Origin of the sequence: Streptomyces fractus (genome assembly GCF_049844455.1) — a bacterium.
GTDB lineage: Bacteria > Actinomycetota > Actinomycetes > Streptomycetales > Streptomycetaceae > Streptomyces > Streptomyces fractus.
This window is the reverse complement of the sequence record NZ_JBMYHI010000001.1, coordinates 113,177-133,171: the sequence shown is the minus strand read 5'-3', so window position 1 is coordinate 133,171 and position 19,995 is coordinate 113,177. Positions and strand designations below refer to the sequence as shown.

The window sequence follows — 19,995 nt, the reverse complement described above, 5'->3', positions numbered from 1 at the left end:
TCATAAATGTGGACGAGATTGAGGTCATGAACGACAGCTTCCGCGACAGCGGTGAATCTTCGCATCAGGGTGACGACTTCGGCCAGGAGCCCACCACGGCCCATACAAGCGTTTCGGCGGGTTCGAATCCGCCGCCCGCGCCGGCGGAGACGGTGGCTTTTGAGTCGGCGACGGCAGTGTGCCCGCACTGCGCCGGTGGCGACGGGCACACCACCCAGGAAGCGACCCTGATGGCAGAGCCGACTGCGCAGCCGGCGCGTCACAAGAAGAGGCTGCGGGGGCCGGTCGGGCTGTTGACAGCGGTGGCTCTGGCCGCAGCCACGGTCGGTGGTGGCACGGCCTACGGGATCGCGGAGCTGACCGGTTCCCACGGCACCACTGTCGCGTCGTCCTCGACAAGTACGAGCGTGGTGGCCAGCAGCCAGAAGGGCACCGTCTCGGGGGTCGTCGCGGCGGTGAGCCCGTCCATCGTGGAGATCAACGCGACGTCGTCATCGGGCACGTCTACCGGCGCCGGGGTGATCACCACGAGTGATGGCGAGATTGTCACGAACAACCATGTGATCTCCGGCGCCTCCTCGGTCAAGGTCACCACCAGCGACGGCAAGAGCTATACGGCGGATGTCGTGGGCACGGATCCGACCAAGGATCTGGCACTGATCAAGCTGAAGAACGCTTCCGGGCTGAAGAAGGCAACGTTCGGCGACTCCTCGGGGGTTCAGGTCGGTGACGAGGTCGTGGCGATCGGTTCCCCGGAAGGACTGACGGGCACGGTGACGAGCGGGATAGTCTCCGCGCTCGACCGCGACGTCACTGTCTCCACCGACGAGGACCAGCAGGGCAACAGCAGCAGTGGCAGTGGTGGGTGGCCGTTCGAGTTCGGGGGCCAGGAGTTCAACGGATCCACGGGCTCGTCGACAACGACGTACAAGGCGATCCAGACCGATGCCTCGCTCAACCCGGGCAACTCCGGCGGCGCACTGATCGACATGAACGGCAACATCATCGGCATCAACTCCGCGATCTACTCCGCCAGCTCCTCCGCTTCTTCCTCGTCGGACACGGGCAGTGTCGGCCTCGGATTCGCCATCCCCATCAACACGGTCAAGTCCGACCTCACCACCCTGCGCGCCGGCGGCACCAGCAACTGACCGCGTCCCAGGCGTCACACTGCTGCCTCCGTAAACCGTGCAACAGGCGGGGCCTCGCCTCCGGCGCGCACCGCCGTGAGGCCCCCAGGAATCCAGTGAGCCGCTGTGAGGCCGCACGATCCCGTGCCGCGACGGCCGTACGCGTGCGCCAGGATGCCGCCGGGGGCGCGCAGGGCCATCTGGAAGATGCGGCGGGCTTCGTGCTCGACATCGGCGTGGATGACGAGACGTGCCAGGGGGCGACCCTTGCGCTGATCTCGGATCTGTCGGCGCGGTGCATGCTCACCTGGTTTTCGTGACCCGGTTCCGGCACAGAGTGTTCAAAGGCGCCACTTGGAACGCATGGAGGAGACCATGCGGGCGGTGTGCGCGGACTTCGAGTGCGAGCTGGTGGAGTTCGACGGCGAGGACAACCATGTCCACCTGTTGGTGAACTTCCCGCCCAAGGCCGCCGTCACCAATCTCGCCGCTCCCCTCAAAGGGGGCTCCTCCCGGCGCCTGCCAGGAGTTCGACGACCTCATCCGGCGCTGCTGGAGGGCCAACAAACTCTGGGCCGGCTCCTGCTTCGCCGGGACCGTCGGCGGCGCACCGCTGAGCGTGGTCAAGCAGTGCATCGAGCAGCACAAGCGGCCGGTCCGATCTGCCGCCCGCCGCACCCCGACGCCGTCGGGACACCACGCTGACGCTCCTCGTCAGGTCAGTGTGCGCCTCGTAAGCATGTCAGGACATTGGCATGCTCACGCTCGATGCCGACCCATCAGGTGTCAAAATATGGGCATGCAAGACATTTCGCATGCGGAGTTGCCCCCCACCGCCCAGGATGTGCTCGCTCACGTGGGACACCGCCTCAAGCGCGCCCACACCGCGTTGCGCGGCGCCATGGACCAGGTGTTGCGCGAGCACGACCTGACCGTTGCGCAGTACGCCTGCCTGGAAGTACTCGCCGCCTGCCCGGGCATGTCCAGCGCGGAGCTCGCTCGCGCCACCTTCGTCACTCGGCAGTCGATGGGCGTCGTTCTGCGCGGCCTGCAGAACGAGGGTCTGCTCACTCGACCCGCCACCGCCGAAAAGGGCCGGGCCCGCCCCGCGACCCTCACCGACGAAGGGCGCCACCGCCTGGACGCGGCGCAGAAGGCTGTCTACGCCGTCGAAGCCCGCATGATCTACGCGATCCCCGAAGAGCGGCTCACCGCGCTCCTGGAAAATTTCGACCAGATAGTGCAAGCGCTCACGGATTGATCCGCCACCAGCAACCGGCACCCCGGGGAGCGACCGCCGCAAGACGACGATCCCCGAGAGCAAGCCCCCGGGGCGGATGACCACCGGGAGCGTACCGTTGGCGGCGGAGGCGGGCGCACGAGCGATGTCTCATGCACCTGGCCGCGGGGTGGGCGCCGTCCGCGTTGCGTGGCTCAGATGTTGGTCAGGACGAAGCGCTGCCTGGGCGAGACGTGCATGTCCCAGGCCTCGCGCACCTGCTGCAGCGGCATGGCCACCGACTCGCCGGTCAGCGCGCCGGTGCTGATTTCATGGGCGAGCGCGGGCAGTTCGGCCAGGATGGCGTGGGTACCGACGGATCCCTGACCGCTGCCCAGAAGGTTGAGGTTGCCTGCACGGAGAAAGCGGAGGACAGGCTGATTCCCTGGCTGGCCATGGAGCCGACCTGGACCCAATGCAGCGCCTTTGACCGGTCGGTGCGGGCTATGAGGATCGCCGGAATGGCCTGTTCGGTGGGCCGGCCCCACAGGCAGTCGAGGACGACGTCGACGTCTCCCGCTTCGCGGCCGAGCATGTTCGTGACCTCCTCGCCACTGCCGTCGAGGGGGACAACCGCGTCGGCGCCGAGGTCCTTGAGGAGATGCAGGCGCTCGGGCGAGCGGCCCGCCCCCACGACGCGTTCGGCGCCCAGAAGTTTGGCGATCTGCACGGCGAGGCGTCCGGCGTTGCCGGTGGCGCCCAGGACGAGCACGCCGCCGGGCTGGAAGTTCAACCGGTTGCGCAGGGCCACTCAGGACGACATTGCAGGGTTGGCGAACGTTTTGACCATCGCGCGCAGCAGATCGGGACTCGCCGCGGCGATGTGGTCTTCGGTGAGGGATGCAGGGGCAGACTGTCTGGTGCGGTCACCGGTTGATCTCCTTCGAAGCTGCGACACTTCGAAGTTCAGCCGGTGGCCGTTCATCTATCCGGGCACCATCCCGATGCCGAGGCAATCCCTCGGCTCGAATCGGCCCCGTACGCCACTTCCCGGGACGCGACTGGACGGTGCCTGCTCGCTCCCCGGGTCCGGCGGCGCTCCACCGCCATGGGTGTCTTCCCGACGGCGGTGACGATCAAGGCGCGCGGCACCACCCTCACGATGCTGCGACCCTGCCGCCATGACCTCGTACCCCGTGGCGGTGGGTGGCTTTGCACCCCTGTCCAGCGGTGCGGGACCTTTGCCCTCGGCGTCGGTCACCGTCAGGTCCGAAGGCCTTGACTTTCGTCACGGAGGTCGGCGGCCGGACGCCTCTGTCCTGGTAGCGCAACGGCAGCCTTACTAGAGGGAGGGGTGTTCCCGGCACGAGGGGTGCGTATCCAGGCGGCCGCTGCCAACGTTTTTCGCCGGTACGTGTGCCCTGTCGGGGCGCCGGCATCGGGGCCGGGTCGGGCCTTCACCGTATTGGGCGGGGCGCGGGGCGTTAGTCCGGCCGGACCGGCCCGTGGGCACCGTTGCCGTCACACGTGCTGTCGGCATCGCGTTCTCCTTGTACCGGTGTCCGCGCCTCGCCCGGAGGGCCCCAGCGAGTATGTACGGATTCAGCAATACGGAGGACGAAGATCGTGGCCAGACGCGGCAAGAAGAACCTTGTCAGGGCATCCGGCCCGCCGCAGACGCCGGCGGGCGGCCCCGTCGCCGGTGCGGGGCCGAGGGACTACACGCTGGCAGAGGATCCCGACGAGAATTCGTTTGTTCCGCCGGAGTCGCCGAAGCCTCCGCGGCGGGGGGTCATCGCGAGGATCGCCAATGTGGTGGTGCTGGTCAGTGTGGTGCTGATCGTGGCACCGGTCATGTTCGGCTGGGACAAGCTGTGGTGGCTGTCCGCCGCGGGTACGGTCGGGGCCATCGCAGGCCTCGTTGTCCTGTTCCTGAGGATGGACAAGACCGGCAGACATGATGACACCCCAGGACACGGGGTCATCCTGTAGCCCTCCGAGTCAGGAATTCTGTGCAGTTGTGCGGCACGGATGGGGCGGCCAAAGGTCGAGTTGACACTATCGACTGAAACCGCCCTTACAGGGCATTTGGTTAGGGTGCCCTTCGTGGACGACACCCCCTTCCCCCCAGGCAGCAGGCACCGGCTCGTCACCGTACGAGCCGCCGCGGACCACCGCCGCAGACTGATCGAACTCGGGTTTGTTCCCGGGGCAGTGCTGCGTGTGGTGTGCGCGGGCGGTGCGGGCGGCAGGCTGCTCGCGGTCGGTGAGTCCAGGGTGGCGGTGGACGCCGAACTCCTCGCGATGTTGCGCACGGAACTGCTCGGCGCGGCGTCGGGGCTGGTTCGGTGAGCGGCAAGGCGTGCTGTCCGAGCGGAGCCGCCCGTGCGGAGCCCGGGGCCGCGGTGATTGCTCTCGTCGGGAATCCCAATGTCGGCAAGTCGACACTGTTCAACGCGCTCACCGGGGCCCGGCAGGCGGTCGGCAACTATCCCGGCGCGACCGTCGAGGTCGCCCGCGGTGTCTGGCATCCCAGGGATAGCGACTCGGACACCGTCTACACCGTCGTCGATCTGCCGGGCACGTACAGCCTCCAGCCGCAGTCGCCCGACGAAAGGCTGACCCGCGACCTGATCGTCGACCGTGCGCGCGAAGGCCGGCCCGACACCGTGATCGTAGTCCTCGACGCCTCCAACCTCACCCGCAACCTCTACCTCTTCTCGCAGGTCGCCGATGCCGGCGTGCCGGTCGTGGTAGCGCTGACCATGGGCGACATCGCCGCCGGGCGCGGCCTCGCGGTCGACTCGGACGCGCTCACGTCGGCGCTCGGATGCCCGGTCGCCGAGGTCAGGCCGCGACGCCGCGAGGGCATGGGGGCACTCGGCGAAGCGATCGGCCGGTCCGCCGTGCCCGAGCCCGCGTGGCTCGGCGACCCGGTGGAGGCAGCCGTGTCCGCGCTCGGCCCGCTGTCCCGCACCACCGCCCTGGACGTGCTCGCCGGGACCGAGCACGTGGACGAGGGCCCCGTGTCCGTAGCGGATGTGCAGAATCAGCTTGTCGATACGGTGGGGGATCCCCTGCTCGTCGACGAGTTCACGCCAGCCGAGGCCGCGGAGACATTGATCGCCGAGGGGCGTTACGCGTGGGCGCGGGCCGTCATCGAGCGGTGTACGGCGCGCTCGGGGACGGAACGGGAGACGCTCACGGACCGTGTGGACCGGGTCCTCACACGACCGCTGACCGGAATACCGGTGTTCCTTGTGGTGATGTGGGCGGTCTTCCAGGCGACCACGACGCTCGCGGTGCCGCTCCAGGAGACGCTCGGCGGATTGGTCGCGGGACCCGTCACAGACGCGCTCTCCGCCCCCCTCGATGCGCTGGGAATGACCGGTTGGGCCCACTCACTGCTGATAGACGGCCTTGTGAACGGAGTCGGCCAACTCCTGTCGTTCGTACCCCTGATGGCGATCATGTTCGTACTGCTCGCCCTGCTCGAGGACTCCGGGTACATGGCGCGCGCAGCCTTCGTCACCGACCGGCTGATGGAGAAGGCAGGACTGCCGGGACGGGCGTTCCTGCCGCTCATCGTCGGCTTCGGCTGCAACGTGCCCGCGCTCGCCGGCACCCGCGTCCTCAAACGCCGCCGTGACCGACTCCTGGTCGGCCTCCTCATCCCGTACGTCACCTGCAGCGCACGCCTCGCGGTGTACGTGCTCGTCGCCTCGGTCTTCTTCGGGGCATGGGCGGGCACGGCGGTGTTCGCGATGTACCTGCTCTCGATCCTGCTCGTGGTCGGGATGGGGTTCGTCTTCCGGCGCACGCTGTTCCGGGGCGAGGAGCGTGAACCGCTACTGCTCGAACTGCCGCCGTACCGCCTGCCGTCGGCACGGGTGATCGCAGCCCAGTCCTGGACCCGGCTCGCCGGGTTCCTGCGCACCGCGGGCGGGATCATCGTCCTCACGGTGACCGCGGTGGCCGTGCTCTCAGCAGTCCCGGCACCTGGGTCCGGCGCCTCCTTCGGCTCCGTGCCGATCCAGGACAGCGTCTTCGGAACCATCGCCGCGTTCATCGCCCCGGTGTTCGCACTCGCCGGCTTCGGAGCCTGGCAGGCGTCGGCGGCGCTGATGACCGGGTTCGTCGCCAAGGAGGCGGTCGTGGCGACGATGGCGCAGACGTACGGGGCCCTGCAACCGACCGACATGACACAGGCGGGCAGCCTGGGCGACGCGCTGCACGCCACCTTCGCCCAGTCCTCGGGCGGCCACACGACCGCCGCCGCGCTCGCCTTCATGGTCTTCCTGCTTGCCTACACGCCGTGCATGGCCACGCTCGCCGAACAACGCAGCAGAATTGGCGGCCGGCTGACCCTGATCGGAGTCGGCGCCCAACTGGCCGTGGCCTGGCTGCTCGCCATGCTCGTATTCCAGATCGGATGCCTGCTTTGACTCCTCCCCCTCCTGAAGGAGGGGGACTCCTGGCTCAGGCGGCCTGCGGGAGCACCGCTCCGGCAGGACTTACGCCCTCAATACCAGCCGGGATGAGACCAGCCCGGACCAGCATCACACGCGCGGAGTTCTTGTCTCTGGGCGAGACGGCTCCACACGCGGTGCAGGTGTAGGTACGTTCCGAAAGAGGAAGTGCGTGCTTGGCTCTCGCTCCGCACTGCGCACAGTCCATGGTGGTGTGCGCGGGGTGCACGAGGTAGACGTCCCGCCCGTGCTTGCGGCCCATTTCGATCAGGGCTGTCTTGGTGGCGCCGATCGCCGCGTCGGCAGCCTTGCGGGCCATCGTGGTCTTCGCGAGGAACTTCGGCCGGAAGTCCTCAACGGCGATGGCGTCGTGGTCGGTCACGACACGCTTGGCCCATTTACGGGCCGCGTCCTGGCGCTGCCGGGCGACCTTTTTGTGCAGCTTCGCGACCCGCTTCTTCGCAGCCTTGTAGCCCTTCGATCCCGCCTGCCCCTTCTTCGGCTTCCGGCGGGCCGTCATCCGCTGGTAGTGGGCCAGACGCTGCGCCGCGTTCTTGCCGTGTTGGGGGTGCGGCAGGTCGTGCGCATCACTCGTGGTGGTCGCGGTCTCCTTCACGCCCCAGTCGATGCCGATCACGGCGCCCGTCTGCGGGAGCGGCTGCACCTCGGCGACGACGACGAACGACGCGTACCAGTGGCCGATGCCGTCCCGGTACACGCGTACCGACGACGGCACAGACGGCAACTCGCGCGACCACACCGGACGCACCACGATGCCGCCCGCCAGGTGCAGACGGTCGTCCTTCAGCCGGAAGCCGCGCTGGGTGTAGTTCAATGTGGGCAGCGCCTCGCGCTTCTTCTTGATGCGCGGCATGCCCGCGCGCTGCCGCATCGGCAGCCGCCTGTCGACGTCCTTCAGCGCCTTGGTCCGGGACGTGGCGAAGTCCCGGACGGTCTGCTGCTGCGGCACCGATGCGCCCTCGCGCAGCCACGGCATCGCGGCCCGGGCTTTGGTCAGCATCTTGTCGAGCTGCGCCGGACCGCACGTCAACCTGTCGTCCGGGCGTGCCCGGTTGCGGGCGTGCACCTGTCGGGACTTGACGGCGCACTCGTTCCAGACCCAGCGGCACCGGCCCCACTCGGCTTCCAGGGCTGTGCGGGCGGTCGACGACACGCGAAGCCGGTAGGTGTACCGGGCGTTCCCGGTGCCTTCCGTCTTCACCTCTGTCGTCATGCATCCGAACCTATCCGGGAGCACTGACAATTGATGGCGACTCACGTTCACGGCGCCCCTCACCTGCGGGGACGGTCGACACCGGATCGCCCTGCCGGCAACCCGGCGCTCCCTGCCCTGCTCCACAGGAATCCGACCCCTCCCCCGCCTGAAAGCCGGGGCATCCTCGGAGGTACCCGGTGAACGGCGGTTCGATCCTGCGTGACGTCCTGCGCGAACTGCGCACGTCCCGGGCACACAGCGTGGACGAGCTCGCGACCGCGGTCGGCGCGAGCAAGGACGAGGTGCGCGCGGCGCTGGACCACTGGGCCGCACGCGGCCGCATAGCCCTGGACCCCATCGGCTCCGCCACGGCCTGCGCCTCCGCGTGCGCCGGCTGCACTGTCGCGGCCACGTGCGGAAACGAGCGACCGGCCGGACCGGTACTGGTGGCAATCAGCCCGCGGCGAGGCGAGAAGTCCCCCTGACGGCCTCGTCGGAGACCGCAACGATGCGCGGATACCTCCCGCCTGCCTGCACGTCCGCGGAGGTCAGGGGCCTGGCGCAGCGTGACGGGTTCAACGGCCGTCGGGCCGGCGCGGCGTCCACCGACGCCGACGAGTCGTCCGCGCTCCGCTGATCCGGCCCCAAAGCCCTAGCCGGGCCCGAGGCCGCGGTGTCACGTCAGGCGGCGAAGCCGATGTTGGTCACGAACTCATAGGCGCCATAGTCGCTGCCGAGGTCGGACGTGATGTCGTCGAACCACGCCGCATCGAGCGCGCCGTCGTCCTCGTCGGCCCACGCCTTCACGACTGCGTCCCAGCGCCGCACGTTCAGCGTGCGGAACGAGACGACGCGCTGGTGGGGCCGGTTGACCTGGGACTGGTTGAGCGGGTGGAACTCCACCCGCGTCCCGCGGCCCTCGCGGTTGAGCCGCCCCACGAGGTAACGGGCGACGTTCTGCCGGCGCACCGCGCGATACGCGGCCTCGATGCGGGCCAGGTTCTGTTTCGTGGGGGCGCGCTTCTGGTCGAGCCACGCTTTCATAGTGCGGTCGGTGACCGTGAGCCCGGCCGCGCGGGCCGCCTCGCGGGCATGGTCGGAGCGCGTGAGGTAGTTCAGGCGGGCCATCAGTCCGCGCTTGGCTGTGATGGGCGTGGCGATGAATCCGGCGAGCGCGTCGAGCTGCCGCGCGACGGCCTTGTATCCCTTGATGCCCTGGGCGCCGTGCTTGCCGAACTCCAGATTCCGCTCGGGCACTCAGCTACTCTCCTTCCCTGCCGTGTAAACGTCTTTGGGCTTGACCTCGGTAACGCCGCGCCCTTCGGGGAAGACACGTCGCCAGTCGCCGATGACGTGGAGTTCGTCGGTGCCCATGGCGCGGACCACGGTGAGACCCATCTCGTGGGCCTTGAGCGCCTTCATCCACAAGTTGGCGAAGGCCTGGCTTCGGATCAGGTGCATCCAGTCCGGGCGGTTCAGCTCCCGGTTGTAGGTCGACTCCCCCATCGTCGAGACGAACTTGGAGTACATCGCCTTCACGTACTCCAAGGTCACCTCGTCGCCGTCGGCGATCGCGGTGTCCCGCGCGTCCTTGAGGGTGATGCGGAACTTCTCCAGCAGCCCCTCGGTGGCGCCGGAGGTGTAGGACTCATGGATCTGAGGGGGTTCGCACAGTCCGTACTTCGGTCCCGACAGGCGCTGCAGCAGGCGCAGAGTCGGCTCGGTCACCCACAGCGGGCCCGGCTCGTCACGCTGGCCGACCGGGTTCGGCAGGACGTCGCCGTGGTCCCAGTGCGGCGGCGTGATCAGGTGAACCCCGGCCCGGCGCCGGTCGTGGTGGAAGCCCGTGCTGTGCTCCAACTGCCCGAGCGGCAGATGGGTCTTGAGCGCGGACAGATAGGCCGCGTTCATGTCGAGGGCGGTCACCTCGTGCACGCCGGCCGGCAGCTCGGCCCGCGTCCACTTGGGGCGGGCTTCCCAGATCTGGTCGGCGCCCTGCTTGGACTGCTTCTTCAGGATGTCCGGCAGCCACGGGTGCGCGATCACGTCGTAGCGGCCGCCCTTGCGGGTCTCGTCCAGCAGCGCCATCGCGTCCGGGATCGACTTCTTCACCAGCGCCGCCGTGGCCGCTTCCACATCGCCCTCGTGGGCGGAGAGGGCGGCCTGGACGGCGCGGGCGATGGTGTCGCACGACTCGCTCGCGGGCTGAAACGCCCGCCGAGCGGGACCGCGCTGCCCCGCCGCGCGCGGACGCTGCGGCGCAGCACGGGGCTCCGGTTCCGGCTCGGGGACGGCGGGCGGCGCGGGCTGCCCATGCAGGGACGCGGGGGCAGCCGCACGGTTGCACTCGGCGACGTCGAGGTGCTGGGCGAACCCGGCGACCCGCTGCGCGGCCGGATGGCCGCACAGCACGCACGGCTCGGCCGGGGCGAGCGCCACCACATCCTCGTCGCGGTCACCGGCTACGGCCGGGACCGGAGCCGGCGCGGCCTCGGGCGCCGCTCCAGGCTCGGGCTCCGCCGAGAGCTCGGGCTCGGGCTCGGCGAACTTGGCCGCCAGACCGTCGAGGAAGTACGCGTACTTCGCGCGCACCTCGCCCGACGGGTCGCGGCCCGTCTCCCATCCGGACACGGTGGACGGGCTCACCCCGAGCGCGCGGGCAACCTGCGCCTTCGAGGCACCGGCCCGCTCGCGCAGGCTCCGGCGCACCTCGGCGTCGGGAAGCGCCACCTCGGGAGTGAGGGAGGCGAGCAGAGAGTCGATCGCGCCGAAGTCGTCGCTCATCAGCGGTCCGTGCGCTTGGCTCGGCGACGTTCGGCCAACGCTGGGGTCACCGTCTCCTTGACACGCTGTTCGCCCCAGCCCGTGATGTGAGCAGCCCGGCCGATCCGGCCGTGCGCCGGCCGCCCGGTTACCGGGTCCCGGGCCAGAAACACGCGCAAGGCCTCAGTGACCCGGTCCTCGGCGGCCCTCATCGATGCGACGGCTTCGGCGAGTTCACGCTCTTCATCCACATGCACCATGGGTACAACCATGCCAAATCTCGCGACCATCGTCAAATCTGTGACGATCAAGACTATCTTGACAGTTCGCACCTCTGTCTCGTGAGGCGCCTCGCTGCCTGGGCGGGTGCTATTCGAGGGGGTCCAGGGGGGTGACGTCGATTCCCCGGTACAGCCCGGCATCCAGAGAAAGCAGTACCGCGTGGTGGCCTCGGGCCGCGAGGTCGAGCGTGAGCGCGGCCGGGTGCAGCGCGCGCCAGTCGGCCTGCGGCCAGGCCGCGGCCCGGCCCACATGTCCGGCCTCGAAGGGAACGACGGTGGTGTACCGGGCGCCCACCACGTGCCGGCCGGTTCCGGGCTTGTCGCGGTCCGCGGCGACGGCGGCCAGCGCGGGTACCAGGAGCTCCACGTTCCCGTACGAGGCTTCGACGTAGAAGCTGTTGAGTACCGGGTCGGCTTCGGCGACCAGCGCCGTGACGCAGGTGTGGTCGAAGACGAAGTGCATCATCAGGCGGCGGCGCCCCGCTCCAGCCTGCCGAGCAAGTCGCGGGCCTGCACGCGCGATGCATCCGTCACCTCAGCGCCCCACTTCTCCTTGACCTCGGCGATCGCATCCTGGGCCCGGGCCTCACGCTCCGCCTCGGTCAGCTCGCGGCTGGCGAACTCCTCCAGCAGGCCGGTGATGGTCGTGCCGCGGTCTGCTGCGAGCAGTCGCAGCCGGTCGCGTACCGCTTCGCTCGTCTTGATGCTGGTCTGCTTCGACTCACCCATACCCTCCACTCTACCGCCGGTAGATACGGCACGTCCGTTGAACATCCGGGGCGAAAAGACGGCCTCCAAGGCCCGGCCGTGACGCCTGTCCGGGCAGCCCGAGGGCGCATCGCGATGTGCAAGCCGTGCTTGAGCACCCCACGCTCTGCTGACGCGGAAGCGGCCCCGAGGCCGGGGCGAATTCGAAGGGGCGTCGCGAAACGTGATCGCTGACGTGTGGTGGCGAGCAGTTTAGACAGTCGCTCGGTTGGGGTTTCCCAGCCGAGCGTTTTGCGTGGGCAGCTGTTGAGCTCGGCAGTGGCCACGTCGAGGTGCTCTCCGGCGTGCTGGGAGAAGCCCGGCACCCTCGGGAAGTACTGCCACAGCAGGCCGTTGACGCTCCTATGCCAAACAGCGAGCTGATGTTGGGGGATGTGGCGCTGCCAGGGACTGGCCGGCTCTGCGACGTGGTCCGAGCTCCAAGTCCCGAATGCCTGAGAGACCCCCATTTCACTGCCCCGTTCTGGCAGGCGACCATCAAGCGCACGGTGCGGACCGACGCGCAGGTCCTCGTCGGCTCGCTCGGACTGGACCGGCTCGGCGTCATCCACGCGAAGTGGAACGAGGGCCTGGCGCCCGCGGGCGGCGCCACAGTTCTCGCCGTACTCACCGCCGTGGCCATGCCCAACGGGCCCGGCCTGACGGAGAATCCACCCGGGAGAACACTTCAAGTCGGTGAGCAGACGCGGCATTGCTGGTGTCCGAGCCACGTGCCTGCCTGGACACCAGCAATACACGCGGTGCTGGTTACCGGTCGAGCGTGTACATGCAGCTCCTGAAGACTTGGTCAGCCGGCATCCCGAAGTCCAGCCCGGCCTGCACGCAACGTCGGTAGTCATCGCCATCGGACGGCTTCGAGGCGACGTGACCGCTTGGTGCGTGAGCCTGGGCGAGCGCGGGCGAAGCGATGGAGAGAGCGGCTGCAGCCACGGCAAGGCCAGCAGCGCGGACAACTTGACGACGCATTCGGATGCTCCTTTCGACAGGGGGCATTGCTGACCGCTCGCCGTGAAATGGGAACGATCCCATCGAGCCTTTACCAGTTCCCGCCCGCTGTCTCGCCAGGGGATTCATCCGAGGGACCTGGCCCGGGACATGGCGTCGCGCCCCCTCTCGCCTCGCGCGGGAGGGCACTTCGTCATGTCCGGCTATCCGTCGAGAATCTCGGCCCTATGGGCTTGGGCGATGACGTCGATTCGGTGCGCCAAGTCGAAGTCCGCGGCCGTCAGTTTGTGTCCGGCATCGTGGGTGGCGATCCCGAACCTGACTCTGTCCCAGCGTAGGTCGATGTCGGCGTGGCGGCCGATGGGCCGCTCGATGTCGGCGACGTGCACGATCATCCCCACGCCACCGTGGTATCGGACGTCGGTGTTGGCCCGGCCCACCCCGTTGGCTTGATCAGCAGCTTGTCCGCCATTTCGACGTGACTCATCACAGTTGTGCCGCGCGGGGGACGCTTCTCCTCGCGCTCCGGGAACTTGGGGCGGCCTTCAGGCCTTGTGCGTGCACGGGTCGTAGTGCTGATAGCCGCCCATGGCCGGCGCACCTGTGGGTCAGGCAACGGCGACGCGCCACACCCGTTCCAGCGCCGTGATCGTCTTCCCGCACGTGACGCACTGCTCGCCCGTAGGCACGTACGTCACGTACTGCCGCTGGTACTGACCCACCTCGTACTCCTGCGCTGACTTGTTCATGACCGTCACCCCGCGCCTCCTGCATGCTTGGGTCGTTGTGCTCTGCGCATAGCCAACCCGGCCAAGGGGCCGCCCGGTACTGTCGAAGGAAGAGACAAACGTAAACGCCGTAAACGGCGAGGGCTCCAACGCCGCTTCAACTATCGGGAGTTGAACATGGCACGCACGACACGCACACAGAACGTGCATCTCAAAGAGCTACTCACACACGCGGGATGGACCCGCGTCCAGCTCGCCCGCCACGTGAACCGCCTCGGCGAACAGTATGACCGTGCCCGCGCAAGGCCAGAATCAACGCTATCCGCGCGGCCGGATCAGGCGTTGAGGTCGAGCACACGGACCGGCTGGTTCGCCCAGCGTCGCGGCACAGTGGTGGCCACGAGAGCGTCGTCGGGACGCTCCGGGGTGGGCTGGGCGGCATGCCGGCTGTGTGCGGCGGCCCAGGTGGATTCGCGGCTGACGGCCAACGCGGCCGGCAGGTCCAGGTCGAGGACCGTGATGCCGGGCAGGGCAGCCAGATGTTCGGCGGTGCCGGGTCGGAGCCGGTCGGCTCCGACGAGGGCGCAGGTCGGTGAGTACAGGAACCAGCCGGGTTCGGCGTGTGCGCGGTGGATGAGGCGGGAGACCAGGACCTTGCCGTGTCCGGCGGCGGCCACGGCGCTCCCGTCGAGCACGACGTGGACCGCGTTGCTCACCGCGCGGCCGCCTGGGCCATGCAGCGGTAGAGCTCGCGCTCCAGGTCCTGCTCTTGGTCGGCGTCGGGGGTGTACCTGGTCCACTCCTCGAGGGCGGCCCAGGCTTGCTCGGCTCGCTCGGCGGGTGTGAGGAGCGTGTCGGCGAGGCGGGCCAGGTAGGCGCGCAGCGACAGGCCTTCAGCGGCCGCGGTGTGCGCGAGGCGCTCCTTGGCTTCTTCTGGGATGCGGACGTTCGTGGCGGAGATGAGGGACTGCCCACCGAAGCTCTGGGTACGGGCACGTACCCGTGCCCTATGCGGTCGGCCGCTGGACGCCGCTCCGGTCGGCAGGCTGTAGGCGCCGCATGGTCCCAAGCCGTCAAGTGGACCGCCGGAACACGTGCGTAGCGGCAGGACCGCCTCGTTGGAGACGTGCATGAAGCGGGACGACGGGGTTACCGCGCGCGACTCCTGTCTGCGGCCGCAGACTGTCAACGAGCGGGTGAAGGTCTGGTTCAAGAAGGCGGGGCTCGTGGGCGACGGCCGCCCGGTGTCCTCGCAGGGCCTGCGCGCCGGCGCCGCCACCGGCCTCGGCGAGGACGGCGCCGACCAGGAACTCGAGGAGCCAAGCCGCTGGAAGAAGGGGTCATACATTCCGCGGGAGCGGTACGTGCGGCCAGCGAAGAAGGCCGCCTACGCCCCGTTCAAGAAGGTACCGGTGCACGCCCCGGAAGCTGCGGCCGCGGAGGAAGCGGAGGCAGACATATAGCCTGAAGTGTGCACTGGATGTAATCTAGGTTCACGATGGCTACATATCCGATCACTGAGGCGCGCGGGCAGCTCGGAGAGCTGGCCCGGCGTGCCGCACAGCACGAGAACATCGTCCTCACTGACCGCGGCCAGCCCGCCGCGGTCATGGTCTCCCCTGCTGCGCTGGAGGAGCTCGAGGACGCCCTGGCGCTGACCCGCCTGGAACGCGACCGCGCCCTCGGAATTCGGCCCGAGCCGGTCGCCGACGCCGACGCGCGTGCCCTGTTCCGGCAGGCCGCCGAACGTGGCGCCGAGTGACCTGGAACGTCACCTGGGAGCCGTCCGCAGTCAATGCGACCGTCCGGCACTTGGAAGATCACCCCGAGACTCTGAACGAGGTGTTCGAGGCGAGCGACATGCTTGCCGAGGACGCCAAGCCTGCGGGCAGCGTCCCGTGGGGCACCAGCCACCGGCGCCTCCGCGTCGGACGGTGGCGCATTCTCTACCGCATCGATGACGGGAACCGGACGCTGCACATCGAGCACGTCGGGTTCGCAGGCTGAAAATGCGGCCCGGCACGAGACGGCGTCAACTCCGTTTCGCACCGGGCCAGTTCGTGTACCAGGGGAACCGACCCCGGGTACGGTTCTGGTGTCGAGTCAAAACGGAGCCCATTGCGCACGCTCAAACCCCATGACCACACTGGGTCACGCATACCGCGTCTGCGTCGGGCCCGTGATCTGACGCAGTGAAGAGCTGGCTGACCTGTCAGGTCTCCCCCCTTGAAGACATCGTGGCCTCAGGAACAAATCCTGTCCGCCTTCGGTCTCTATCTCTTCTCGCTTTCCTTCTCCCCGAGCGCAATCCGGGTGACGGTGACGTTATCCTGGAGAGGGCCGACGCCCCGTGAGCACGGTTGGCTGCGAGTGGGCCCGGTTGCGGGGCGCAGCGGTCGGAACGGACATGTTGTGCAGTGGTCGGGGCGGACGGATGGTCCCTGGAAGCAACGGACGGCGGGCCGGGAACTTATTGGGAAGCTCGGTCACCGCCTCACGGTCATTGACTCGCGGCTCCAGATGGGAAATTGCGCGCGGCCGTCCACACGGGGAGCCCGCAACTACGTGATCGCCCTTCCATCGCTGCAAGTTGAAAGGGCCGTGTTCCGCCTGCTTTGTACTTACGCCTTGGCGGTCCAGTAGTCGGCCAGCATCTCGCCGGGCCATACCGGCTGGTGCTGCGAACCGCGAGGCCCCATCTGCTTGAAATACGGCGGGAGGTCGTAGTCGACCTTGAGCAGCCGTGGGAAGGACTGGGCGAGCTGTTTGGGGCGGCGGTGGTTGCGGCGCGCGAAGGTGCCCGTGGCCGGCCAAGCGGTGCTCCTGCGTGGGCTGCGGGCGTTGTACTCGATGTCGGGCGGGGACGCCTGGTTGAAGTGCCATACGACGACGAGATGGGGGAACTCCTCCAGGCCTTGCAAGGAGTCGAGCGGGAACTCGCTGGCGTCGAGGTGGATGACCGATTCGATGCCGCCCCAATAGTCGTCCGCGACGTCGGTGCGGCCTTCCACGACGGTCCCGGTCGGCCTTATCTGCAGTGCCATGCCCAACCCTTCCATGGAGTCCTGCAGCCCAGCCGGATGCACGACCAGACCGTGCTGCGCACCGAGGGCATCGCCGACTTCTTCGGCCGCCAGCCGGAAGTGAAGGCCGAGGCCGACGACAAGATCACCCCGGCTTTGAAATCGCTCTGCCCTTCCAGGGGGACGCGCAGGTCAGCCACATCGTTCGGGTTGAGGGGGTCCAGCTTGGCCGACATGGCGGGGATCGGGGAAGATGAGACAGCGGACACGGGGACCTTCTTGATCACTCGGTGTAGACACCCGAATGATCACGAATCCCGTGTCCGTTCTGTCATCCACCCCAACCCGCGGCATCTTCAGGCCAGTTGGATGATCCCGGGAATTTGCACGAGCCCTGCTGATTCGGGAGGCATCACTTTCTATGCCAGAAATTTTCATTCTGGGTGACTCGGTGGCAATGGACAGAGCGTTCGAAACTGCTCGTGGCATCAATGGGTGGGCGTCGCTGCTGCCTGAACATCTGAGCGATAAAATGCGGGTAGTTGATCGCTCTGCTCCCCATATGACTATCCATTCAAATTATCGAACCCCATTTATCTCCATCCTTTCGCGGGCGAACCGGGGTGATATTCTCATCGTCTCCTCGGCCAGCAATGATCAGCAGATGTGGAATCCCAGGAAGGAGATACAGCCTTCCGAGTACCGAGAGTATCTCTCTCTGTATGCCGCCGCAGCCAGAGAGGCCGGAATTCGATTGGCGTTCGCTACGCCTGTAGCGCGCTGCATATTCGACTCGTCTGGCCGAGTCAGGAGGAGCCACGGAATATATCCTGACGTTATGAGGGTCGCAGCGGCTGAACTTGCGGTTCCTCTGCTTGATATAGAGGCGGCCACTCTGCAGTACTGGGACCGTCTGGGACCTGGGGGTACGGTCCCCTTTTTTGCCTGGTATCTGCCGGGGGCCTGCGAGCAGGATCCGACCGGTCGGGTGGACAGGACACATTTGAATGAGGCGGGGGCCCGTGTCGTGGCGCGCATCGTGGTTGCGTCCTTGAGGGAAGAGAACCTTCTGGACGCTGAGGACGTCCACATGGATCCGCTTGACAAATCACCGCAGCCCCCTCCAATGGAAAAGCTCTCGATTCGTGCTGTGGACGTCCTGGGGAAGGGGGATCCTTCGGTTCCCAGTCCGTCAGTCTCCGCCCCTGAGGCTGGCGAGATCATAGATGATGCGCCATTTTTCTGGGGAATATGCGGGGAGGAAATCGAACGGATTCTATTCTTCTCGGGAGGGGAATTTCTGGGTCATACCACGCCGAGGGGGGACGGAAGGTGGGCGTGGTCCAGAGAAGTGGCTTGGACTCCTGGGGAGCACGAACTTCAGGTGGTGAGCGAACGTAATTCGATATACAGTGTGGAAGGTTCTGTAAAGTTTTGCGCGATTGCTAATCTCGGGCGTTTGGAAATTATCAGCCCGAAAGGTCAGCTCCGTTCGTGCGGACCACGGCCACACTTTAGAGTCTCTTGTTCACCTGAAGTAGAGAAGATTCTTTTCATCGACCGGGGTCATTGTATCGGTGCTGTGCTTCCGGATTCTGCGGGTGTAGCGAAGTTCGTTCACCCTCATAAATGGCGGCCAGGTCTCCACACTGTTCACGTTCAAGGGATTCGACGAGGGAAAAGTGACGCGAGCTGGCCCGGAATGCTGTCCACTCCGAAAGAATCAGTGACCTTCCGAGTCATCGGTCCTGTGTCAGGGAACCCGCTGACAACAGGAGCGGACAGTAGATTTTCCTGCGGAAGTGAGGACTGCACGCATGAAACGGACAAGACCCGGTGGCCGGGATGAGGCGTCCCGAAGTTCTCGGGCAGCGGTCCTCATAGGATCGAAGTCCGCAACGGCGGAGAGAGTACGCGACACAAAAGCGTAGGAAGTTCAGTCCTGATCCGAGTTTCGGGACGAGGAGGTCAGGATGGTGGTCGTGGAGTCCCGTCCGATCGCCGAGGTCGCCCGGGAGATACAAGTGAACGAGGAACGCTGGGCACCTGGGTCGGCCTGTACCGGCAGGAGCATGCCGAGGAGAAGCCAGGCCCCCGGGGGAGAATCACGTTCGCCCGGTTTGATCATGGGATGCCGTGGAGGGTGCGGATGGCTTCGGGGTGGGTGTGGGCGCGTCGTCCGCCGGCGATGTTGGCCCGCCCATTCGGCCCGGTGGAGGGAAGCGCGGGCCAGGTCCCGGACGACGCTCATGACGGCCAGGGTGCGGTGGCGGCGGACCTGACTCAAGCCCTCGCCGAAGACGACGTCCCTGGGCCAGCGGACGGTGGTTCGATCAACCAGTGGCAGCCGGCCCAGGAGGCGATCTCACCCGCGTCGGCCCGGTGAGCGGCGAGATCGGTCACGGCGTGGACAGTCTCGGCGCTCCACTTCTTCGTGCCGACCCGGCGGCGCTTGCGGTGGATGCGTATGACCTGTCGGGCGTGCGAGAACAGCAGGTTGTCGACGGACGCGATCTCCACCTCGCGGACTTCTTCGCGGCCGTGCCCGCGATCACGACAGCGATCCTGGACAGGAATCTCCCGCCAGGGCAGCACGGCCAACTGGCGGGCCAGGACACGTGCGTTGTCATGCGCCGAGATGGGCAACTCACCCGTGGACCCGCCCTGATGGCCTGCTTGCTCGAGTCCGGACACGACGAACGCGACCTCTGATGATCAAGGTTCTCGAAGCCGTTGATCAAGAACAGAGGTCGCGTCGCGTGCCATCCTCCCTGATCGATGTCCCGCAGCACCACTGTGGAGACGTCGGCCCGCCCGAACTCGCCTCGTTGCCGGAGGACTTGGACCGCCTGCCCGATCCACGGCGGGTGCGGGGCCGCCGCTACCGGCTGGGCTCGCTGCTCGCCTTGTGCCTGCTCGCCGTACTCGGCGGCGCGTCCAGGCCGGCCGGCATCGCCCGCTGCGCCGCCGATGCCCCCGCAGACGTGCGCACCAGGATCGGACTGCGCCCTCTGCCGCGCGCGACCACTCTGGGCCGGCTGCTGTCCCGGCTGGACGGCGATGTCGTTGATGACTCCGTGGGGGCCTGGCTCACGCGGCACGCGAGGGACCCGGCCGACGACGCCGGTCAGCTGGCGGGCGTGGCCGTCGACACCACGGCTGTACGCGGCAGTCGCACCGGTGAGAAGGCGGCCGTCCGCCTCCTGGCCGCGGTCCTGCACGAGAGCCAGATGGTGATCTCCCAACGCCAGATCACCACCAAGAGCAACGAAATCCCCACTCCCACCGAGCCTGCGGAACAGTCGTAGAGCCGGCTGCGCCTGGTGTCACCAGGCCTCCTTCCCCGTAGCGTGCGACACGGGGACATGGAACTCGGCAGAACCTGCCGGGCTGCTCGTGGATGGGCGACACTGATCAGGCCCGGCAGGGAAGGGGGTTGTGGACCCGTGACGA

At 67.6% G+C, this 19,995-nt stretch carries 27 protein-coding genes and 2 pseudogenes; 16 read left to right on the top strand and 13 right to left on the bottom strand.

Annotation, left to right across the window (positions count from 1 at the left end; all coding sequences use genetic code 11):
* Positions 1–26: 26 nt before the first annotated feature.
* The 4 genes and pseudogenes from ACP4E5_RS00680 to ACP4E5_RS00665 all read left to right on the top strand — a co-directional run bounded on the left by ACP4E5_RS00680 (position 27) and on the right by ACP4E5_RS00665 (position 2,391).
* Positions 27–1,151: a S1C family serine protease gene (locus ACP4E5_RS00680; protein ID WP_425824702.1), complete on the top strand. Its 1,125-nt coding sequence runs from the start codon at positions 27–29 to the stop codon at positions 1,149–1,151.
* A 143-nt stretch (positions 1,152–1,294) separates the two neighbouring features.
* A complete protein-coding gene (locus ACP4E5_RS00675) occupies positions 1,295–1,450 on the top strand; it encodes a hypothetical protein (RefSeq protein ID WP_425824955.1) in 156 nt (51 codons plus the stop codon).
* Positions 1,381–1,785: pseudogene (gene tnpA, locus ACP4E5_RS00670) on the top strand (IS200/IS605 family transposase); the annotation flags it as partial. The gene ACP4E5_RS00675 and the pseudogene tnpA, both read left to right, overlap by 70 nt.
* A gap of 144 nt (positions 1,786–1,929) precedes the next feature.
* Complete coding sequence (locus ACP4E5_RS00665) at positions 1,930–2,391, top strand: MarR family winged helix-turn-helix transcriptional regulator (RefSeq protein WP_425824942.1); 462 nt, start codon at positions 1,930–1,932, stop codon at positions 2,389–2,391.
* A 268-nt stretch (positions 2,392–2,659) separates the two neighbouring features.
* On the opposite strand, the gene ACP4E5_RS00660 is transcribed toward ACP4E5_RS00665, so the two are convergent.
* Positions 2,660–3,160 (bottom strand): zinc-binding dehydrogenase, encoded by a 501-nt coding sequence (locus tag ACP4E5_RS00660; protein ID WP_425824701.1) that lies wholly within the window; start codon positions 3,158–3,160, stop codon positions 2,660–2,662.
* Positions 3,161–3,975: 815 nt separating this feature from the next.
* Here ACP4E5_RS00660 and ACP4E5_RS00655 point away from each other — a divergent pair.
* The 3 genes from ACP4E5_RS00655 to feoB all read left to right on the top strand — a co-directional run bounded on the left by ACP4E5_RS00655 (position 3,976) and on the right by feoB (position 6,794).
* On the top strand, positions 3,976–4,341 hold the full coding sequence (locus tag ACP4E5_RS00655; protein WP_425824700.1) for a hypothetical protein: 366 nt from the start codon (positions 3,976–3,978) through the stop codon (positions 4,339–4,341).
* A gap of 114 nt (positions 4,342–4,455) precedes the next feature.
* Positions 4,456–4,701 (top strand): FeoA family protein, encoded by a 246-nt coding sequence (locus ACP4E5_RS00650; protein WP_425824699.1) that lies wholly within the window; start codon positions 4,456–4,458, stop codon positions 4,699–4,701.
* 53 nt (positions 4,702–4,754) lie between these two features.
* Positions 4,755–6,794: a ferrous iron transport protein B gene (gene feoB, locus ACP4E5_RS00645; RefSeq protein WP_425824698.1), complete on the top strand. Its 2,040-nt coding sequence runs from the start codon at positions 4,755–4,757 to the stop codon at positions 6,792–6,794.
* Positions 6,795–6,828: 34 nt separating this feature from the next.
* Here feoB and ACP4E5_RS00640 read toward each other — a convergent pair whose 3' ends face one another.
* Entirely contained in the window at positions 6,829–8,052 is a 1,224-nt protein-coding gene (locus ACP4E5_RS00640; protein ID WP_425824697.1) for an RNA-guided endonuclease InsQ/TnpB family protein, read from the bottom strand.
* A 179-nt stretch (positions 8,053–8,231) separates the two neighbouring features.
* On the opposite strand from ACP4E5_RS00640, the gene ACP4E5_RS00635 reads away from it, so the two are divergent.
* Both ACP4E5_RS00635 and ACP4E5_RS00630 read left to right on the top strand, forming a co-directional pair.
* Positions 8,232–8,519 carry a FeoC-like transcriptional regulator gene (locus ACP4E5_RS00635; protein ID WP_425824696.1) on the top strand — a complete coding sequence of 96 codons (288 nt, stop codon included), beginning with the start codon at positions 8,232–8,234 and terminating at the stop codon, positions 8,517–8,519.
* 23 nt (positions 8,520–8,542) lie between these two features.
* Positions 8,543–8,671 carry a hypothetical protein gene (locus ACP4E5_RS00630; RefSeq protein WP_425824695.1) on the top strand — a complete coding sequence of 43 codons (129 nt, stop codon included), beginning with the start codon at positions 8,543–8,545 and terminating at the stop codon, positions 8,669–8,671.
* A 44-nt stretch (positions 8,672–8,715) separates the two neighbouring features.
* Here the strand turns inward: ACP4E5_RS00630 and ACP4E5_RS00625 are convergent, their stop codons facing one another.
* The 5 genes from ACP4E5_RS00625 to ACP4E5_RS00605 all read right to left on the bottom strand — a co-directional run bounded on the left by ACP4E5_RS00625 (position 8,716) and on the right by ACP4E5_RS00605 (position 11,807).
* Complete coding sequence (locus tag ACP4E5_RS00625; protein ID WP_425824694.1) at positions 8,716–9,291, bottom strand: transcriptional regulator; 576 nt, start codon at positions 9,289–9,291, stop codon at positions 8,716–8,718.
* The gene (locus tag ACP4E5_RS00620) at positions 9,292–10,818 is read right to left on the bottom strand and encodes a helix-turn-helix domain-containing protein (protein ID WP_425824693.1); all 1,527 of its coding nucleotides are present in this window, start codon (positions 10,816–10,818) and stop codon (positions 9,292–9,294) included. It abuts the gene before it with no gap.
* Positions 10,818–11,057 carry a hypothetical protein gene (locus ACP4E5_RS00615; RefSeq protein WP_425824692.1) on the bottom strand — a complete coding sequence of 80 codons (240 nt, stop codon included), beginning with the start codon at positions 11,055–11,057 and terminating at the stop codon, positions 10,818–10,820. Before ACP4E5_RS00615 ends, ACP4E5_RS00620 begins: the two co-directional genes overlap by 1 nt.
* A 109-nt stretch (positions 11,058–11,166) precedes the next feature.
* Entirely contained in the window at positions 11,167–11,544 is a 378-nt protein-coding gene (locus ACP4E5_RS00610) for a PIN domain-containing protein (RefSeq protein ID WP_425824690.1), read from the bottom strand.
* Entirely contained in the window at positions 11,544–11,807 is a 264-nt protein-coding gene (locus ACP4E5_RS00605; RefSeq protein WP_425824689.1) for a hypothetical protein, read from the bottom strand. Before ACP4E5_RS00605 ends, ACP4E5_RS00610 begins: the two co-directional genes overlap by 1 nt.
* 383 nt (positions 11,808–12,190) lie before the next feature.
* Here ACP4E5_RS00605 and ACP4E5_RS00600 point away from each other — a divergent pair, with 383 nt between their 5' ends.
* On the top strand, positions 12,191–12,625 hold the full coding sequence (locus ACP4E5_RS00600; protein WP_425824688.1) for a holin: 435 nt from the start codon (positions 12,191–12,193) through the stop codon (positions 12,623–12,625).
* A 369-nt stretch (positions 12,626–12,994) separates the two neighbouring features.
* Here the strand turns inward: ACP4E5_RS00600 and ACP4E5_RS00595 are convergent.
* The 4 genes and pseudogenes from ACP4E5_RS00595 to ACP4E5_RS00580 form a co-directional block, all read right to left on the bottom strand.
* Positions 12,995–13,210: pseudogene (locus ACP4E5_RS00595) on the bottom strand (4a-hydroxytetrahydrobiopterin dehydratase); the annotation flags it as partial.
* 189 nt (positions 13,211–13,399) lie between these two features.
* A complete protein-coding gene (locus tag ACP4E5_RS00590) occupies positions 13,400–13,540 on the bottom strand; it encodes a hypothetical protein (RefSeq protein ID WP_425824687.1) in 141 nt (46 codons plus the stop codon).
* Between the two features lie 314 nt (positions 13,541–13,854).
* Positions 13,855–14,235, bottom strand: coding sequence for a PIN domain-containing protein (locus ACP4E5_RS00585; protein ID WP_425824686.1), 381 nt, complete (start codon positions 14,233–14,235; stop codon positions 13,855–13,857).
* Positions 14,232–14,588, bottom strand: a complete 357-nt coding sequence (locus tag ACP4E5_RS00580; protein WP_425824685.1) for a hypothetical protein — start codon at positions 14,586–14,588, stop codon at positions 14,232–14,234. Before ACP4E5_RS00580 ends, ACP4E5_RS00585 begins: the two co-directional genes overlap by 4 nt.
* Positions 14,589–14,649: 61 nt before the next feature.
* Between ACP4E5_RS00580 and ACP4E5_RS00575 the strand changes: the two genes are divergently transcribed.
* Genes ACP4E5_RS00575 through ACP4E5_RS00565 form a run of 3 tightly spaced genes read left to right on the top strand, consistent with a single transcriptional unit; the run spans position 14,650 to position 15,526 of the window.
* Positions 14,650–14,982: a site-specific integrase gene (locus tag ACP4E5_RS00575; protein WP_425824684.1), complete on the top strand. Its 333-nt coding sequence runs from the start codon at positions 14,650–14,652 to the stop codon at positions 14,980–14,982.
* A gap of 35 nt (positions 14,983–15,017) precedes the next feature.
* Entirely contained in the window at positions 15,018–15,281 is a 264-nt protein-coding gene (locus tag ACP4E5_RS00570; RefSeq protein ID WP_425824683.1) for a type II toxin-antitoxin system Phd/YefM family antitoxin, read from the top strand.
* Positions 15,278–15,526: a type II toxin-antitoxin system RelE family toxin gene (locus ACP4E5_RS00565; protein ID WP_425824682.1), complete on the top strand. Its 249-nt coding sequence runs from the start codon at positions 15,278–15,280 to the stop codon at positions 15,524–15,526. The genes ACP4E5_RS00570 and ACP4E5_RS00565 overlap by 4 nt, the downstream gene beginning before the upstream one ends.
* Positions 15,527–16,140: 614 nt before the next feature.
* Here ACP4E5_RS00565 and ACP4E5_RS00560 read toward each other — a convergent pair.
* The gene (locus ACP4E5_RS00560) at positions 16,141–16,563 is read right to left on the bottom strand and encodes a TrmO family methyltransferase domain-containing protein (RefSeq protein ID WP_425824681.1); all 423 of its coding nucleotides are present in this window, start codon (positions 16,561–16,563) and stop codon (positions 16,141–16,143) included.
* Between the two features lie 36 nt (positions 16,564–16,599).
* Between ACP4E5_RS00560 and ACP4E5_RS00555 the strand changes: the two genes are divergently transcribed.
* Together ACP4E5_RS00555 and ACP4E5_RS00550 are read left to right on the top strand one after the other, a co-directional pair.
* On the top strand, positions 16,600–16,989 hold the full coding sequence (locus ACP4E5_RS00555) for a P-loop NTPase family protein (protein WP_425824680.1): 390 nt from the start codon (positions 16,600–16,602) through the stop codon (positions 16,987–16,989).
* On the top strand, positions 16,964–18,391 hold the full coding sequence (locus ACP4E5_RS00550) for a GDSL-type esterase/lipase family protein (protein ID WP_425824679.1): 1,428 nt from the start codon (positions 16,964–16,966) through the stop codon (positions 18,389–18,391). The genes ACP4E5_RS00555 and ACP4E5_RS00550 overlap by 26 nt, the downstream gene beginning before the upstream one ends.
* 434 nt (positions 18,392–18,825) lie before the next feature.
* On the opposite strand, the gene ACP4E5_RS00545 is transcribed toward ACP4E5_RS00550, so the two are convergent.
* Complete coding sequence (locus ACP4E5_RS00545; protein ID WP_425824678.1) at positions 18,826–19,236, bottom strand: hypothetical protein; 411 nt, start codon at positions 19,234–19,236, stop codon at positions 18,826–18,828.
* Positions 19,237–19,301: 65 nt separating this feature from the next.
* Here ACP4E5_RS00545 and ACP4E5_RS00540 point away from each other — a divergent pair, with 65 nt between their 5' ends.
* Positions 19,302–19,850, top strand: a complete 549-nt coding sequence (locus ACP4E5_RS00540; protein ID WP_425824677.1) for a transposase family protein — start codon at positions 19,302–19,304, stop codon at positions 19,848–19,850.
* Positions 19,851–19,995: the final 145 nt, after the last annotated feature.